The sequence below is a fragment of the Arthrobacter sp. Sr24 genome (assembly GCF_054511175.1).
The window spans coordinates 68,018-83,389 of the sequence record NZ_JBTNDB010000018.1; the positions used below are offsets into that span (position 1 = coordinate 68,018).

The following is a 15,372-nucleotide window of genomic DNA, read 5'->3' on the forward strand; positions in this document are numbered from 1 at the left end:
CCTGGTTGGTCGGTGCCGGTAGTGCCCGGCACCAACAAAAACGCGCCCGGCCCCAATATCCGCGGCCCAATCCGTTCTATTCAGGCTGATCGTGCCCTCGAGTGCGCACATAACGTACGCTCGCAGCGGTTGTCGGCCTGAAAGCGTACGTTATCTGTACATTCGGCCCTGGTTGGTCGCTGCCGGTAGTGCCCAGCACCAACAAAAACGCGCCCGGCCCCCACATCCGCGGCCCGTAGATCGGGGGCGGATGTGGGAGACGGGCGCGGAAGTTGCCGGTGCGGCCGGTCGGGACGGCAGGCTACTGGATAACGGCTTAGCGACTAACGGCCGCTGGGTGGTCCTTGCCGCGGTTCAATGCGACATCGATCATGTTGGTGGCCACCGTCAGCATGAGCGATGCGCCGAGCATGTGCACTATCACCAGCAGGATTGGGATGCCGGTGAAATACTGCCAGTAACCAATGAAGCCTTGGAAAAGCACTGCTACGAAGAGGAACGAAGCTGCGTTACGTACGATGGTGCCGGTGCCGGTGCCGGTGCCGGTGCCGCTGCCGTTGCGCCACAGCAAGATGACCAAAAGTAAGGACGCCGCCACGAGAACGTACACCGGGACCACGTGTAGGCGGGTGACGAAGTAGCCATCTAGTTCCATGCGAGGGGAGGTAGAATCGCCCGAGTGTGGTCCAGAGCCTGTGACCAGGGTGCCGAGCACCACGGCGAGGTAGCTCGTCACAGCGGCGATGATACTCAGCTGACGGATCAAGGGACGTGCGCGTTGAACATCATTGGGACCCGTCAGACCTGTACGGCCGTACGTCCTATTGACCAACAGCATGGAGACCACCACTAATGCGGCCGAAACCAAGAAGTGCAAGCTCACTACATAAGGGTTCAAACCGGTCAGGACCGTGATGCCACCAATGACAGCTTGAGCTGGAATGGCAGCCAGGAGACCGAAGGCTAGCCAGAACAAGTCCTTTCTTTCCTTACGCAGATTCCACAACATCACCAGCAAGACCAGCGCGATGGCAGCCAAGGCAAACGTCAGGGTCCGGTTGACGAACTCGATGACACCATGAATGCCCATTTCGGCGGTGTTGGTGAGGGAGTCCTCAGTGCACTTGGGCCAGGTCGGGCAACCCAGCCCAGAACCAGTCACCCGAACCACGCCGCCTGAGACAATCAGGACTCCCTGACCAATCAGGGAGGCCACGCTCAAACGCCGAATCGCGGGAGTGATAGAGGAGGGCAACTTTTCGGCAAAGTTGCGCAGGGCTGTTGCGGTGCTGCTTTGACTCACTTCAGTGACGCCTTTCAATTCCATTTGAACCATTTGACGGCGGCAATGGCGGCAGCCACACCCCACGCCAGCAAAATAACCAGACCCCATACATCGAGACGGCTTTCCAAGAGTGCCGCGCGCATCAAGTTTCCTAGCGCCCCTGACGGCAGCCACTGAACAAAGCCCTCGAGGGAACTAGAGAACTTTCCGGCGGGCAGAACGATTCCACCCACCGCGGCAAAGAGGATCCAGCCAAGGTTAGTGATCGCCAATGTTGCTTCTGGCCGAACGGTTCCCGCAATGAGCAGGCCGATGGCCGTGAAAGCTGCAGCACCCAAAATCAGCAGGGGAACACCTATGAGCACACCACCAATCGGCGGGCGCCAGCCCATGAACGCGGCCACAGTGGAGATCAGCACTACTTGCAACGCCAAGGCAACCAGAACTGCAATGACCTTGCCAGCAATCAGTCCACCCTTGCCCAGCGGCGTGGTGGACATAAAGCGCAGCACCCCGTACCGCCGGTCGAAGCCGGTGGCGATACCTTGACCAGTGAACGCCGTCGAAAGTGCACAAAGAGCAAGGATTCCAGGAGTTGCAATGGCCACACGCGAGTGGCCCATGTCATCGAGGAGGGGAGTGGCCACGAGGGCAATCAATCCCAGTAGCGGCATGACCACCATGAGCACCAACTGCTCGCCGTTGCGCAGCATGGTTGCGGCTTCATACTTGCCCTGGTTGAGGATTCGTCGGCTGAGCGTTGCTGGCTGTGTTGGTGCGGCATTGCTGAATAGGGTGCTCATGACTTCCCCAAGATCTGTGAGGTGCTGCTGACCTTAGTCGGGGTAGCCGTCTCGGCGCCGCCGTCGGAAATTGCCAAGAACACATCCTCTAGTGATTTGGAGGCCAGGTGAACGGAGGTGGGCATAACGTGCATGCGTTCACACCAAGAACCAAAGCGGGTGAGGTCGGCCGGCTCCAAGGGACCCGTCAGGACATAGCTACCGGGGCGAGTTTCGCTGCAGTCAAGTCCTGGGCGCAGCAGCGTTGACACATCCAGTGCAGGTGCTGCTTCAAACGTCATGGTCCGGTGTTCCATGGCAGCGGTGGAGGTCTCTAGAAGCTCTTGCACAGTGCCTTGGGCTACTGATGCGCCCTTGTCCACGATGTAGACGTAGTCAGCGAGTCGTTGGGCGTCATCGAGTAGATGGGTTGTCAGGACGATTGCCTTGCCGGCGTCGCGTAATTCCCGGATCAGTTCAAAAACCATGATCCGCGACTGGGGATCCAAGCCAGCGCTGGGCTCATCCAGGAACAGCACTTCTGGGTTGCCCAAAAGACTTGCAGCCAATGCCACACGTTGCTTTTGACCACCGGAGAGGCGACGGATATTTGTGTCGGAAAACTCATTGATGCCCAGGCGCGCCACTAGAGCGTCCACTGAAAGCGGGTTTTGATAAAGACCAGCAACATGTCGGAGCAGTGCGATGGGTCGGGCAGCTGGGGGCAGGCCGCCGTCTTGCAGCATGACACCCACCCTGGCGCGCAAACCGGCGTCGGCCTTTTCCGGGTCCTGGCCTAGGAGGGAGATACGGCCGCCGGTGCGCGATTGTAGGCCTTGGGCGCATTCAATGGTGGTGGTTTTACCGGCACCATTGGCTCCCAAAAGTGCAGTTACCTGACCAAAGTGGGCCGTGAGACTAATATTGGAAACAACGCGTTTCATCCGGCCATCCAATGCCGGAAGGGGCCCCACGTCCTTGATGAGCTCGGAGATCTCCAGAGCAGGGGAAAGTGTCTTTGTCACGCGGCCATTGTACGCGAAGCAAGTGGGAGTTCTGCCGCGTTCGGCCATCGAGAAGACGCTGTGGTGCTCTCTAAGTGGGGCACAGCACCTCTCGAGAGCACTGGTCCTGATGATTTTCTGCGGTCTCGCCGGACGCCGGTAAGTGGACTCATCAGTCAGTGGATCTGTGGGTAGGCTCGCCTTAGTGGCGTGCCGCCCGCAATTACGACATACTTGTGTTGTCTAATGTTGTGCCTATTTTTGACTGTGTGGAGGTGTTAATGAGTCAGCAAATAACGTCCGTGCCGGTGACCGGCGTCGAGCCTGATGAACGTACCCGAGACCGAGTCTTGACGGCCGTTTTGGAGCAAGGCCCGATCAGCGCCGCCCAGTTAGGTGTGCTGCTAGGGCTGACGCCGGCAGCTGTGCGCCGACACCTTGACACCTTGACCAAAGAGGGACTCATTGAAGTCAAGCTGGTCAGCAACGCCAAAAGTGGCGCGGGGCGTCCGGCCCGTAGATATGTGGTGTCCCGACGTGGCCAGACTGAAATCGGTGACGATTACCTGCAGATCGCTACGCAGGCGCTCACTGAAATTTCCCAGATCCGCGGAGAGTCAGGAGTTGTGGAGTTCGCACAGCGCCGATTTGCCCGGATGGAAGCCAAATACCAGCCTGTGGTGGACGCCGCAGGCGAGAATGTAGCTGCCCGCTCCAAAGCCTTGGCCCAAGCGCTGAACGCCGACAACTTTGTTGCGACCTCCAATTCACTCAACAGTGGAACACCCATGGCAGCTGAGCAGTTGTGCCAAGGGCACTGTCCCATCCAGGAACTTGCCAGTTCCTTTCCCCAATTCTGCGATGCCGAGACCGAGGTTTTTTCCCGGTTGATTGGCGTCGACGTGCGCAGGCTCTCCACCATGGCAAGTGGCGGGCACGTGTGCACCACACATGTACCAACAGGGCGGGCGGTGGTCCGCAAGCTGGCAACGGCGCAGACCAACACAGCAAGCCCCGTGGACTCAATTTCCAACCATCAGCAAGAAAGGCCGTGATGACGGATCAATTAGCGCAGGATGTTAGCGCCAATGGTGACGTGGCAGACGCCACCAACCACGACATCCTCGAGAGGAACCCCGAGCTGGAGGGCCTAGGCAACTATGCCTTCGGCTGGTCAGATAAAAACACGGCCAGCGACAATGCCCGCCGTGGTCTGAGCGAAGAGGTCGTTCGGGACATCTCTGCCAAGAAGGGCGAGCCCCAGTGGATGCTGGACATGCGCCTGAAGGGCCTGAAGTACTTTGACCGCAAGCCCATGCCCACCTGGGGTGCAGACCTCTCCGGCATCGACTTCGATAACATCAAGTACTTTGTGCGTTCCACGGAGAAGCAAGCCGGATCCTGGGAAGAACTCCCCGAGGACATTCGCAACACGTACGAGAAGCTCGGTATCCCCGAAGCTGAGCGTAACCGTCTGGTCGGTGGCGTCACCGCCCAGTACGAGTCCGAGGTTGTCTACCACCAGATCCGCGAGGACTTGGAAGAGCAGGGTGTCATCTTCACAGACACCGACACCGCCATGCGCGAATACCCGGAGATCTTCCAGGAATATTTCGGCACCATGATCCCGGTGGGCGATAACAAGTTCGCTTCCTTGAACACGGCCGTCTGGTCCGGTGGATCCTTCGTCTACGTCCCCAAGGGCGTCCACGTGGAAATCCCGTTGCAGGCCTACTTCCGTATTAACACCGAAAACATGGGCCAGTTTGAGCGCACGCTCATCATTGCCGATGAAGGCAGCTACGTGCACTACATCGAGGGTTGCACGGCTCCGATCTACACCTCAGATTCATTGCACTCGGCTGTTGTGGAAATTGTGGTCAAGAAGAACGCCCGCGTTCGTTACACCACCATCCAGAACTGGTCCAACAACGTGTACAACCTGGTCACCAAGCGTGCCATTGCACACGAAGGCGCCACCATGGAGTGGGTCGATGGCAACATCGGTTCCAAGGTCACCATGAAGTACCCGGCCGTTTACCTCGTGGGCGAGCACGCCAAGGGTGAAACCCTCTCGGTTGCTTTTGCCGGCGAAGGTCAGCACCAGGACACTGGTTCGAAGATGGTTCACATTGCGCCCAACACGCAGTCCTCCATCATCTCCAAGTCCGTTGCCCGTGGTGGTGGACGTGCCGCTTACCGAGGCCTGGTACAGATCCGTGAGGGTGCTACGCACTCGGCGAACACAGTCCGCTGTGACGCCCTGCTGGTGGACAACATTTCCCGCTCGGACACCTACCCCTACGTTGACGTTCGTGAAGACGATGTCTCCATGGGCCACGAGGCCACAGTTTCTAAGGTCAGCGAAGAGCAGCTGTTCTACCTGCAGTCCCGTGGCATGCCCGAGGACGAGGCCATGGCCATGATTGTGCGTGGCTTCATCGAGCCCATCGCCAAGGAATTGCCCATGGAATACGCGCTCGAATTGAACCGCCTGATCGAACTGCAGATGGAAGGGGCCGTCGGCTAAATGACCGAGCTCACGCAAGAACACGCAACAGATTCAAAGGTCTGGTCACAGGGCTTCATCAAGGGCATGACCGAAGAAGGCGAAAGCCTCTCCGAGATCAACCCAGAGTCAGGTCCCCTTGGCGGCAGCGCTGCAAAGGCCCATAGCCACGGAGGCGACAGCCACGGTGGCGGAGTTGGCGTCCCGGACAGCTCACGCGCCGGCCGCTTGACCTCCTACAACCTTGCCGACTTCCCGGCCATCACCGGCCGTGAAGAAGAATGGCGCTTCACCCCCCTGAAGCGTCTGCGCGGACTAGACCGCGTTGGCATCAAGGGCGTAGAGCTCAACGGTCCTGCACCGTTGGTTGAGGTCTCCGCGCCCGACGGCGTCACCGTTGAGACCGTGGGTCGCGACGACGCACGCATCGGTTCCGCAGGTATCCCCGAAGACCGTGTGGCCGCCGGGGCATGGGCCAGCTTCACCGAAGCTACTGTGGTCACCTTGCCGGCAGAATTCGCTGGCAACGCTGACAACCTCACCACCTTGACCCTCACCGGTCAGGGCGATGCCCCCGCAGCCGCGCACGTCGTCGTCATTGCCAAGAAGTTCGCCACGGGCGTTGTTGTCTTGGATCACCGCGGCACCGCCGTGTTGAGCGAAAACGTCGAAATCCTCGTTGAAGATGGTGCCAACTTGACCGTTGTCAGCATCCAGGACTGGAATGATGACGCTGTGCACGCCAGCGCCCAGCACATCAAGGTGGGCCGAGACGCCAAGGTCAAGCATGTTGTCATCAACCTCGGTGGCGATTTGCTGCGTACCACCCCGGCCGCGCGTTACGGCGGCACGGGTGCTGAAGTTGAAATGTATGGCCTGTACTTCGCCGATGCCGGTCAGCACCTAGAGCAGCGCTTGTTCGTGGATCACTCCACGAAGAATTGCAAGTCCCGCGTCACCTACAAGGGTGCACTGCAGGGCGAAAACGCTCACGCCGTTTGGATTGGCGATGTGCTGATCCGGAAGCAGGCTGAAGGTACTGACACCTACGAGCTGAACCGCAACCTCATCCTGACTCAGGGAGCACGCGCCGATTCGGTGCCGAACCTGGAAATTGAGACAGGCATGATTGAAGGGGCCGGGCACGCAAGCGCCACTGGCCGCTTCGATGATGAGCAGCTGTTCTACCTGCAGGCACGCGGTATTGAAGAAAGCGTTGCCCGCCGTCTGGTGGTGCGTGGCTTCCTGAACGAGGTCATCCAGCACATCCAGGTACCTGCCCTCGAAGAGCGTCTGCGCGAGTCCGTGGAACGCGAATTGGCGGCGACCCCACAGTGATTGATTCCTCCACGCCCGCCGGAGTCATTGTCTGCCAAGCCGACGACGTACAGGTGAAATCATCCTTACTCGTTGAGGTTGATGATTACCCCATCGCCATTGTCAGGGATTCCTACGGGGAGCTTCACGCTATCGGAGATACCTGCTCTCACGCAGAAATCTCCCTCAGCGAGGGCGACGTGGAGGATGGCACCATCGAATGCTGGGCACATGGCAGCTCCTTTGACCTGAAGTCAGGCCAACCGCTGACATTGCCCGCATTCGAACCCGTGCCCGTCTTTGCCTTGAGCGTTCACGGCAGCGACGTCTATGTGGACGTCACCAACATTCTTAACGGTGTCAGCGCGCAGTAGCGCCGCGGCCCGCACACAAACTTTTTTAGGAGAAAATAGAGTATGTCTACTCTGGAAATCAAGGACCTACACGTCAGCATCGAGACGGAGCAGGGCATCAAGCCCATCCTCAAGGGTGTTAGCTTGACCATCAACACCGGTGAGACCCACGCCATCATGGGCCCTAACGGCTCGGGCAAGTCCACCCTGGCTGCCACCATTGCCGGTCACCCGCGCTACACCGTTGACAGCGGATCCATCACCCTCGACGGCGAAGACGTCTTGGAGATGACCGTTGATCAGCGTGCCCGCGCAGGCCTGTTCTTGGCCATGCAGTACCCGGTAGAAATCCCCGGTGTCACCATGACCAACTTCTTGCGCACCGCCAAGACCGCGATCGACGGCGAAGCCCCCAAGCTGCGTACCTGGACCAAGGACGTCAAGGCTGCCATGGCGCAACTGCGCATCGAGCCGGAGTTCGCAGAGCGTAACGTAAACGAAGGTTTCTCCGGTGGCGAGAAGAAGCGCCATGAGATCCTCCAGTTGGAGCTGCTGCGTCCCAAGTTCGCCATCCTGGATGAGACCGACTCGGGCCTTGACGTTGACGCGTTGAAGGTTGTTTCCGAAGGTGTCAACCGTGCCATCGACGCCGGCGGCTTGGGCACAGTACTGATCACCCACTACACTCGCATTCTGCGCTACATCAAACCGCAGTTTGTGCACGTGTTCGTTGACGGTGCCATTGCTGAACAGGGCGGCCCGGAACTCGCCGACCGCTTGGAAGAAGAAGGCTACGACCGCTACCTGGTAGCCGAGTCGGCCACGGCCTAAGCAACGCTAGGAAGGAATCATGACTGACATCAGCGAATCAAGCCCAGCCCTTGTGGCAGGCCAAACTGATCTCGAAGACGTTGAGGAAGCTCTCAAGGACGTCATTGACCCGGAACTTGGCGTCAACATCGTCGATCTGGGTCTGCTGTACGGCATGCGCTACGGCGAGGACGGTGCCCTGTTGTTGGACATGACACTCACCACGGCAGCCTGTCCTCTGCAGGACGTCATCGAGGAGCAGGTGGAAAACTCACTGGGCCCGATCGTTGACGAATGGCGCATCAACTGGGTGTGGATGCCGCCGTGGGGTCCCGAGCGGATCACAGACGACGGTCGCGACCAGATGCGTGCCCTCGGCTTCAACATCTAGTCTCTGATGAGACAAGCGCCTCGGTTCCCTCGCGGGCAGTAAGATTTCTTCGGTCGTTGAGCGACCTTGAAATCCATCCCCGCTCCGGGAACCGCGGCGCTTGTTTATTTTCCGTCTATTCCGGCTCTACCGCTGGTCGAGCTTGTCAAGACCCAGGAGTTCCTTTAGACCGTGGGTACCGAGAACGTGTCGCACGCGGCCAGATCGGCACTTTGATAGCCCTTGTACAGCCACTGTTGGCGCTGTTCGCTCGAGCCATGGCTCCACGATTCGGGGTTAGTGCGGCCCGTGGCGGCTTTTTGGATCCTATCGTCACCTACGGATGATGCCGCAGACAGCGCATCATTGAGGTCCTTTTGCTGCAGCTCCTTCAAGAAGGGCTGGTCGCTTCCAGGCGCTGGCTGACTGGAAGCGTGCCGCATCCAGATTCCCGCATAGCAGTCGGCCTGCAGCTCGGTGCGAACTGCCGCTGATTGTGCTCCCTTGGGGTCTTGTTGAGCTTTGCCGATGGTTCCGGTGAGGTTTTGCACATGGTGGCCAAACTCGTGGGCCACCACATACTCTTGGGCTAGCGGACCACCGGAGGAACCGAACTGGGTTTCCAATTGTGCAAAGAAGTCGGGGTCAAAGTAGGCCTTGTTGTCTCCTGGGCAGTAAAACGGGCCAACGGCTGAGGTGGCAGCCCCACAGGCAGTGTCAACGCTGCCGGTAAAGACCACGGTCTTCGGGACTGAGTACTTTACTCCGTAGTCACTGAGGTAACCGGGCCAGAAACTATTGAGCGAGTTGGCCGTACCAAGGATGCGGCAGTCCAGCCGGGCATTGGCGTCCGCTCCCGTTTGGCAGTTCTCCAGTGCCGAGCCGCCCGACTGCTCAATGGCAGGTTGGTTGCCGGTGTCTCCCAAAATGGAACCAAGCAGTTGTGGATCGATGCCCAGCATGGCGCCAATGAGTACCACGATCCCGCCACCGATTCCTAGCCCCATCTTGCCGCCGCGGCCCATACTGCCACGGCCTCTACGGTCTTCTGCTTGCGACGGATCAAGCCGCGCACCCTCATTGAAAGTCATGGCTATAGGGTACCGCCACTGCCGGGACTCTAGCGTAGGGCGCTATGTAACGGGCACGTTTCTGTGTATGTGATTCTCCTCTACGATGAAGACAATGCCGTTCATAGAGAAACTCCAGCACTGGGCCAAGGCCGCCGGGTCACGGCCCGCCGTGATTGTTGGTGCCCAGCACCTTGATTACGCGGGCCTGCTGGCGGCCGCTAATTTGCCTGAAACCATCGCCAAGTCCTGGGTCAGTGACGGTGCCTCGATGGGGGAGGCTGGGTCCAGACGAAGCCCGGTAGCTGTCATTGACGCACCCCCAAGTGTGGACTTGGCAGCCCAATTTTGCGCCGCCCTGCTCCAGCACAAAACGGCCATGGTGGTGGATGCGAGCTGGCCCCAGGAGCTGCGCACACAACTGTCGGGAGCCGCTCAAAGTTGGGCCGCGACGCAGGACCTCACCGATCCGCCGTTTCTGCTGGGGCTTTCCTCTGGCACTAGTGGGCTGCCCAAGGCTTTCACTCGCAGTGCGACTTCCTGGCGTGAATCCTTTGAGAGCAGTACTGACTATTTCGCGCTTACTGCCGAGACCGTCACCTTGGCTCCGGGCCCGATGGCCGCGAGCATGAATCTCTATGCGCTCGGTGAGTCTATTTTTGCCGGTGGCACCTTTGTTGCACTCCCAGATTTCAGCCCTGATGCGGCGCTGGCGGCCATGGCATCGTGCTCTGTAAATCGGCTCGTGCTAGTCCCCACTGTTCTGGAGCTGCTGGCCCGCCGCGGCATGGCAACCGGCCAGTTGGCCCCGGGTATTAGCAGTGTGGTCTGCGCTGGTTCGGCGCTGTCCGCTGCCACGGCTGCGCTTGTCCTGTTGTGGGCGCCTAACGCCGTGATCCACCAGTATTACGGGGCCGCAGAATTGGGTTTCGTCGCCGCCGCAACTCTGGAGCCCGGCTCTGTTTTTGAAGAGTCCGACGGCGTTGGCCTCGCCTTTCCCGGCGTGCTGCTCAGTATCCGGGACGGAGACGGTAGGGAAGTGGACACCGGGGTACTGGGTAATGTCTGCGTCAAGAGTCCCTATGTGTGCAGCGGTTACGCGTGGGGTGATGATGGACTGGCCTTCTCGGCGAATGGTATCGATGGCTGGTACACGGTGCGTGACCAAGGCAGCCTCGATCAGCAGGGCAAGCTCCATTTGGCGGGCCGTGCAAGCGATATGATCCTGTGCTCCGGCGCCAACGTTTACCCGCACGCCGTCGAACAGGCACTCCGCAGGAACAGCGGGAATAGTAGTAACGCTAGGACCGGTAGCAATACCGGCACGGAGCAGGATGTCATCGTTGCCGGACTGCCCGATCCGGTGCGGGGTCATCGAGTCATTGCAGCGTTTCACTCGGCCACCCACAATGTGGCTCAGAATTCGGGATCGCACTTCAGCGGCAGGAGCACCGAAGCTCTGACACTCATGCGAGCCGCCGCAGCAGATCTGCCAGCTAGCCACCGGCCTTCGCAATACTACGAACTGAGCGAACTTCCTCTGACGGGGAGCGGAAAAATTAGCAGAGCCCTGCTGACCCAGTGGATTGTGGAGGCCGACCCCCGTGCCCAACGCCGATCCTAAACATCCAAATGCCACAGCCACAGACGCAGGTACACAAATGCAAAGCGGCAACCCTGACACTACCGCGGTGGTGTTCATGGCCAAGCGGCTGCCCACCGCGAAGGCAGGCGGTGCCTATAAGAATTACAGGGCGCATGAGCTGGCTGCCGCCGTCATCGAGCATCTAGTCGCGGCCTCGGGCATCAATCCGGCAGAGATCGACGACGTCATCGTGGGCAATGCCACCGGGGGAGGCGGCAATGTTGCACGGCTTGCCGCGTTGACGGCTGGCTTGCCGGACCGGGTGCCAGGGCTGAGTGTGGATCGGCAGTGTGGATCGGGGCTGGAAGCCATCATTCTGGCCGCACGTCTGGTCCAAGCTGGGGCCGGTGATCTCTACCTGGCCGGGGGAGTGGAGAGCATCAGCACCGCTCCCGCGCGGGCGTACAAGGCCGCCGATGGTTCTCTGGAGTTCTTTGACCGGGCACAATTCGCTCCCTTGGAAACGGGGGATCCCGACGCAGGGGTTGCCGCTGAAAACGTGGCACGCCATTATGGCATCACGCGCGCTCGGCAGGACGATTACGCCCGGGCCAGCCATGAAAAAGCTGTGAGCGCCCAGCACAACGGAGCATTCACCTCGGAATTGGTGACCTTCGCCGGCCTCAGTGATGACCAAGGTCCGCGGGCCAAGCTGACCGCTAGCCTGATGGCACGCTTCCCTCCCGCGTTTGTTCCGGGTGGCACCGTGACGGCTGGCAATTCATGTCCCTTCAGCGATGGTGCGGCGTTGGCGGTGGTCACCTCACTGACGCGGGCTAGGGCGCTGGCACAGAATCTGGGTGATGAAGCGGGAACGGTGCTGGCCTTTCGCGACAGTGCTGTTGCTGGCAACAATCCGAATCTTCTTGGAGTGGGGGCAGCGCACGCCATGGAATTGTTGCTTGCCCGCACTAAAATGCACCTGGACCAGTTGGCGGATTCCCTCATCGAGTTCAACGAGGCTTTTGCCTCACAAGTGCTTGCTGTGGCGGATATCTTGGGCCTTGATCCTGCTTTGTTTAACCACGACGGCGGTGCGCTGGCGTTGGGGCACCCGTACGGCGCCTCCGGGGCTGTGCTGGTGACGAGGTTGCTCGCCCAAGTTCAGCGCCAGACGTTGGAGGGTGGCATTGACGTAGCTGCTGGCCACGATGCTTTCGCCATGATCAGTGTGGCTGGGGGCATTGGGCTGGCCGCCCACTTTGTTGCGCTGGAGCTGTAAGTGGGACTTGATCCTAGGATTGTTCGACCGCCACAAGACTTAGCTGCAGGTGACCCTGGGAAAACAATGCACCTGTTTTCCCAGACTCGGATATTTTTGGGAAAACAGCGCTGGTGGGTTCCAACAAGGAGGCCAAGATGAATCAACCGTCCACATCAACTGGCAGAGCTCATCACCCGTGGCCGGCCATAGCGTTGAAAGAAGTTCAATGGGACCATGTCTTGGATGCCAGCACGTCCAGACGCCAACGACTGATGGCCCGCGGACCATACTAAGCTGCCGTGGTCCCTTCGATTGCCCGCTGCCAACCACTCATCAGCAATTCCGTAGCAGCCCTTGCCGAAGAGGCAATTATCGGCATGGTCCGCTTCGACCGCGATCTAGGTGACGATGCGGCACCCTTCGCCGCACTCTTGCTGCGCAGCGAGTCTGCTGCCAGCTCGGAAATTGAGAACCTCACCGCTGGTACTAAGAAAATTGTGCTTGCTCAACTTGGAGATCACTCTAGCTCCAACGCATCGCTGATTGCTTCCAATGTCACCGCGATGCGGGCACCTTAGCTCTATCAGAGAACATCAGCGTAGATAATGTCTTGTCCATGCACAGGGTGTTGCTGGAAGCGACCCATCCCGAAATCGCCGGTCGACTGCGTGCTCAGGTCGTATGGATCGGCGGAAATTCGCCACACTCTGCACGCTTTGTCCCGCCCAGACATGAAAGAGTCGAAGCAGCCATGGCCGATCTTGTCGGTTCATCCACCGTGACGTTATCCCGGTCCTAACCTAGGCATCCATTACTCATGCCCAGTTCGAGACTATCTGGAAGCAAACGCTGTGCCTTTCGCCCGCGGGCGCTTGCGCGCGTAGAGGGTTTCAGGTACTCCAAGGAGCACCCCAAGCAGGGTCAGAACTAATACGGTATGCATATAGATCCCGCCAACTGTCAAGGGCCATGAGTTTCTGCCCACCAGCGGCCAGGTTATCTGCCCGCTGGTGGCCAGCAAAAGTGCCCGGGTATGGCCATGAGATCTGCCCGCAGATGTAGATTTGTGGCTGGCCATATGGATCGGGTTTTTAGCTCAGTTGGGACACTCCTTTTCCTGCAAGTGCCTGTGTCAGTCTGACGGAGTCCCCGCTGGTCTGGCAGACATGAGCATGGTGTAGCAGCCGGTCCACGGTCGCGGTGGCCAGCGTTTTAGGCATGAGTTCGTCGAAGCCGGCTGGGTGCAGGTTGGAGGAGATAGCGATGGAACGTTTCTCGTAGGCCGCATCTACGACCCGGTAGAGTCCCTCGGCGGCATCGGTCCCTACAGGTAACAGCCCAATATCATCGACCACGACCAAATCAGCGCGTAGCACTCGGGTGATGGCTCTGGTGACGCTGTCATCGGTGCGATGGGCGCGGATGAGCTGGCCTATGTCCTCGAGACGGAACCAAGCCACTCGTAGCCCTTCTTCGACGGCTTGCTGGCCGAGGGCTTCGAGGAAGAATGTTTTCCCGGTGCCGGAGGGTCCGCAGAGAACGAGGTTTTCCCCGCGCCTAATCCATTCCAACGTCCGCAAGGCTTGTTGGGTAGGGGCTGGGATCGAGGAAGCGGCCGGGTCCCAGCCATCGAAGGTCTTCCCGGTCGGGAACCCTGCAGCTTTGCGACGGGTGGCGAGCATCGAGGCGGCCCTGCCCCGTATTTCCTCAGTGAAGAGCGCCTTGATCACCTCGGATGGCTCCCATCGTTGAGCTCGGGCGGTGGCGATGAGTTCTGGTGCGAGAGCGCGGGCGTGGGGCATCTTCAAAGAACGCATCATTGCTTCAAGGTCTGCTGGCAGTGCCGGTGCTGTGGTGTTGAACGGGTTCACTGCTGTTCCTCGCTAACGATGGTTGTGGTGGTGTGGGCGGCCCAAGCGCTGGTGCCCTGCGTCAGAGATGCTTCCTCGCTGGCCGAGTGGGTGGCGGTGCTGGCCCTGCCTGCTTGCAGGATCGAGGAAAGATCCCCGTGGGCGAACCGGCCATGGATCGCCGCGGTGCCCAGGGCCCGGTCAACGTCTATGACGCCGGCGATCTTCGCCAAAGACACTGCCTCAGCCATTTTCTGGTTCATGCGGGCGGTTCCGATGGCTGCGGCTTCTTTCAGCCAGGTCACAGCGCCGCTACCGATCGCTAGGAACTCGGCTTCGGCCCCGGTGCGTGCCCTAGGCGTGTAATCTCCAGGGATCTTCTCCACATATCCAGGGAAATGCTCATCATTGATCGCCGGGCTCCCGGGCCGTGCCCGCCCATGGCGGGCGACTTCCACCGAACCGGCTGGGCCTGGTGAACGACGATGACTTTCTCATCCGGGCCAGTGCCGTGGGAACGGACGAACACTTTCTGCCCCAATAAGTGCGACGGGACGGAGTACATGGCGTTATTGAACGTGACCATAGGCGTATTCGGCGGCACCGTGCGAGACAGGCCAAAAGAGACCGTATGGGCAGCATCGGGTATCCGATGCAGACGCAGAACCTCCTCAGCAAGCATCGCTGCGGGTTTACGTTTCGTTGCCCGGTGTTCACGGGCATTTATGTGCGCCATGAATTCCGCACAAGCCTTTTCAACCTCGGCAAAAGAGGCGTATTCCTCGCGCAGGTTCGTATCTTTAGGCACGATGTCAGCCTTAGCGACCTTGACCGCGTTCTCCACCCCACCCTTGGAAGCAGGATCCGCTGGCTGACAAGTCAACACCGTCACCCCGTAGTAGCGGGCGAAATCAACAGTCTGCAAGTTCCGCACCGGTACCCCGGCCACGTGAGACACTGTCACGGTCTTTTCGTTATCGGTCAGGACAGACGTCGGGGCACCCACGATGAGCCTAAAGGATCGATCAAGGGCAGCGAACACACTCGGTGCTGTCCTGTCCCCAGGGCTCTTGACATGGTGAGGTAATCGATGTGGGGTCAGTCGCTGTTTTTGATTTTGTAGCGCAGGATCAGGGTGGTGCCGGGGTAACAGGTTTTCGTGGCGCTGAGGTG

The 15,372-nt window shown here is 59.6% G+C and carries 14 protein-coding genes and 1 pseudogene; 9 read left to right on the forward strand and 6 right to left on the reverse strand.

Annotation, left to right across the window (positions count from 1 at the left end):
• Positions 1-316: 316 nt before the first annotated feature.
• The 3 genes from ACX80D_RS12420 to ACX80D_RS12430 are packed head-to-tail and all read right to left on the reverse strand — an operon-like array spanning position 317 to position 3,092.
• Positions 317-1,327 carry a COX15/CtaA family protein gene (locus ACX80D_RS12420; RefSeq protein ID WP_459322991.1) on the reverse strand — a complete coding sequence of 337 codons (1,011 nt, stop codon included), beginning with the start codon at positions 1,325-1,327 and terminating at the stop codon, positions 317-319.
• Positions 1,318-2,088 (reverse strand): ABC transporter permease, encoded by a 771-nt coding sequence (locus tag ACX80D_RS12425; protein ID WP_459322993.1) that lies wholly within the window; start codon positions 2,086-2,088, stop codon positions 1,318-1,320. The genes ACX80D_RS12420 and ACX80D_RS12425 overlap by 10 nt, the downstream gene beginning before the upstream one ends.
• Positions 2,085-3,092, reverse strand: coding sequence for an ABC transporter ATP-binding protein (locus ACX80D_RS12430; protein ID WP_459322995.1), 1,008 nt, complete (start codon positions 3,090-3,092; stop codon positions 2,085-2,087). Before ACX80D_RS12430 ends, ACX80D_RS12425 begins: the two co-directional genes overlap by 4 nt.
• A gap of 260 nt (positions 3,093-3,352) precedes the next feature.
• Between ACX80D_RS12430 and ACX80D_RS12435 the strand changes: the two genes are divergently transcribed.
• From ACX80D_RS12435 to ACX80D_RS12460, 6 genes are read left to right on the forward strand one after another with little or no spacing between them, the layout of a single operon-like run.
• Entirely contained in the window at positions 3,353-4,126 is a 774-nt protein-coding gene (locus ACX80D_RS12435) for a helix-turn-helix transcriptional regulator (RefSeq protein ID WP_459322997.1), read from the forward strand.
• On the forward strand, positions 4,126-5,601 hold the full coding sequence (gene sufB / locus ACX80D_RS12440) for a Fe-S cluster assembly protein SufB (protein WP_459322998.1): 1,476 nt from the start codon (positions 4,126-4,128) through the stop codon (positions 5,599-5,601). Before ACX80D_RS12435 ends, sufB begins: the two co-directional genes overlap by 1 nt.
• Positions 5,602-6,918, forward strand: a complete 1,317-nt coding sequence (gene sufD / locus ACX80D_RS12445; RefSeq protein WP_459323000.1) for a Fe-S cluster assembly protein SufD — start codon at positions 5,602-5,604, stop codon at positions 6,916-6,918.
• The gene (locus tag ACX80D_RS12450) at positions 6,915-7,271 is read left to right on the forward strand and encodes a non-heme iron oxygenase ferredoxin subunit (RefSeq protein ID WP_459323001.1); all 357 of its coding nucleotides are present in this window, start codon (positions 6,915-6,917) and stop codon (positions 7,269-7,271) included. The genes sufD and ACX80D_RS12450 overlap by 4 nt, the downstream gene beginning before the upstream one ends.
• Before the next feature lie 42 nt (positions 7,272-7,313).
• Positions 7,314-8,081: a Fe-S cluster assembly ATPase SufC gene (sufC, locus tag ACX80D_RS12455; RefSeq protein ID WP_459323003.1), complete on the forward strand. Its 768-nt coding sequence runs from the start codon at positions 7,314-7,316 to the stop codon at positions 8,079-8,081.
• Positions 8,082-8,100: 19 nt separating this feature from the next.
• Positions 8,101-8,451, forward strand: a complete 351-nt coding sequence (locus tag ACX80D_RS12460; RefSeq protein WP_459323004.1) for a metal-sulfur cluster assembly factor — start codon at positions 8,101-8,103, stop codon at positions 8,449-8,451.
• A 164-nt stretch (positions 8,452-8,615) separates the two neighbouring features.
• On the opposite strand, the gene ypfJ is transcribed toward ACX80D_RS12460, so the two are convergent.
• Positions 8,616-9,521, reverse strand: coding sequence for a KPN_02809 family neutral zinc metallopeptidase (ypfJ, locus tag ACX80D_RS12465; protein WP_459323005.1), 906 nt, complete (start codon positions 9,519-9,521; stop codon positions 8,616-8,618).
• Positions 9,522-9,615: 94 nt separating this feature from the next.
• On the opposite strand from ypfJ, the gene ACX80D_RS12470 reads away from it, so the two are divergent.
• From ACX80D_RS12470 to ACX80D_RS12480, 3 genes are all read left to right on the forward strand, one after another.
• Positions 9,616-11,124 (forward strand): class I adenylate-forming enzyme family protein, encoded by a 1,509-nt coding sequence (locus ACX80D_RS12470; protein ID WP_459323007.1) that lies wholly within the window; start codon positions 9,616-9,618, stop codon positions 11,122-11,124.
• 37 nt (positions 11,125-11,161) lie between these two features.
• Complete coding sequence (locus ACX80D_RS12475; protein WP_459323009.1) at positions 11,162-12,367, forward strand: thiolase family protein; 1,206 nt, start codon at positions 11,162-11,164, stop codon at positions 12,365-12,367.
• 281 nt (positions 12,368-12,648) lie between these two features.
• Positions 12,649-12,927, forward strand: a complete 279-nt coding sequence (locus ACX80D_RS12480) for a hypothetical protein (protein WP_459323011.1) — start codon at positions 12,649-12,651, stop codon at positions 12,925-12,927.
• A 513-nt stretch (positions 12,928-13,440) separates the two neighbouring features.
• Here ACX80D_RS12480 and istB read toward each other — a convergent pair.
• The gene (istB, locus tag ACX80D_RS12485; RefSeq protein WP_459323012.1) at positions 13,441-14,220 is read right to left on the reverse strand and encodes an IS21-like element helper ATPase IstB; all 780 of its coding nucleotides are present in this window, start codon (positions 14,218-14,220) and stop codon (positions 13,441-13,443) included.
• Positions 14,217-15,259, reverse strand: a pseudogene (locus ACX80D_RS12490) (transposase); the annotation flags it as partial. The pseudogene ACX80D_RS12490 and the gene istB, both read right to left, overlap by 4 nt.
• Between the last annotated feature and the right edge of the window lie 113 nt (positions 15,260-15,372).

Bases quoted from the DNA above. Each gene is read 5' to 3' on its own strand.
- ACX80D_RS12420 (WP_459322991.1), bottom strand. From the start codon at position 1,327: ATGGAATTGAAAGGCGTCACTGAAGTGAGTCAAAGCAGCACCGCAACA.
- ACX80D_RS12475 (WP_459323009.1), top strand. From the start codon at position 11,162: ATGCAAAGCGGCAACCCTGACACTACCGCGGTGGTGTTCATGGCCAAG.
- sufD (WP_459323000.1), top strand. From the start codon at position 5,602: ATGACCGAGCTCACGCAAGAACACGCAACAGATTCAAAGGTCTGGTCA.
- ACX80D_RS12460 (WP_459323004.1), top strand. From the start codon at position 8,101: ATGACTGACATCAGCGAATCAAGCCCAGCCCTTGTGGCAGGCCAAACT.
- ACX80D_RS12435 (WP_459322997.1), top strand. From the start codon at position 3,353: ATGAGTCAGCAAATAACGTCCGTGCCGGTGACCGGCGTCGAGCCTGAT.
- sufB (WP_459322998.1), top strand. From the start codon at position 4,126: ATGACGGATCAATTAGCGCAGGATGTTAGCGCCAATGGTGACGTGGCA.
- ypfJ (WP_459323005.1), bottom strand. From the start codon at position 9,521: ATGACTTTCAATGAGGGTGCGCGGCTTGATCCGTCGCAAGCAGAAGAC.
- sufC (WP_459323003.1), top strand. From the start codon at position 7,314: ATGTCTACTCTGGAAATCAAGGACCTACACGTCAGCATCGAGACGGAG.
- ACX80D_RS12425 (WP_459322993.1), bottom strand. From the start codon at position 2,088: ATGAGCACCCTATTCAGCAATGCCGCACCAACACAGCCAGCAACGCTC.
- ACX80D_RS12470 (WP_459323007.1), top strand. From the start codon at position 9,616: ATGCCGTTCATAGAGAAACTCCAGCACTGGGCCAAGGCCGCCGGGTCA.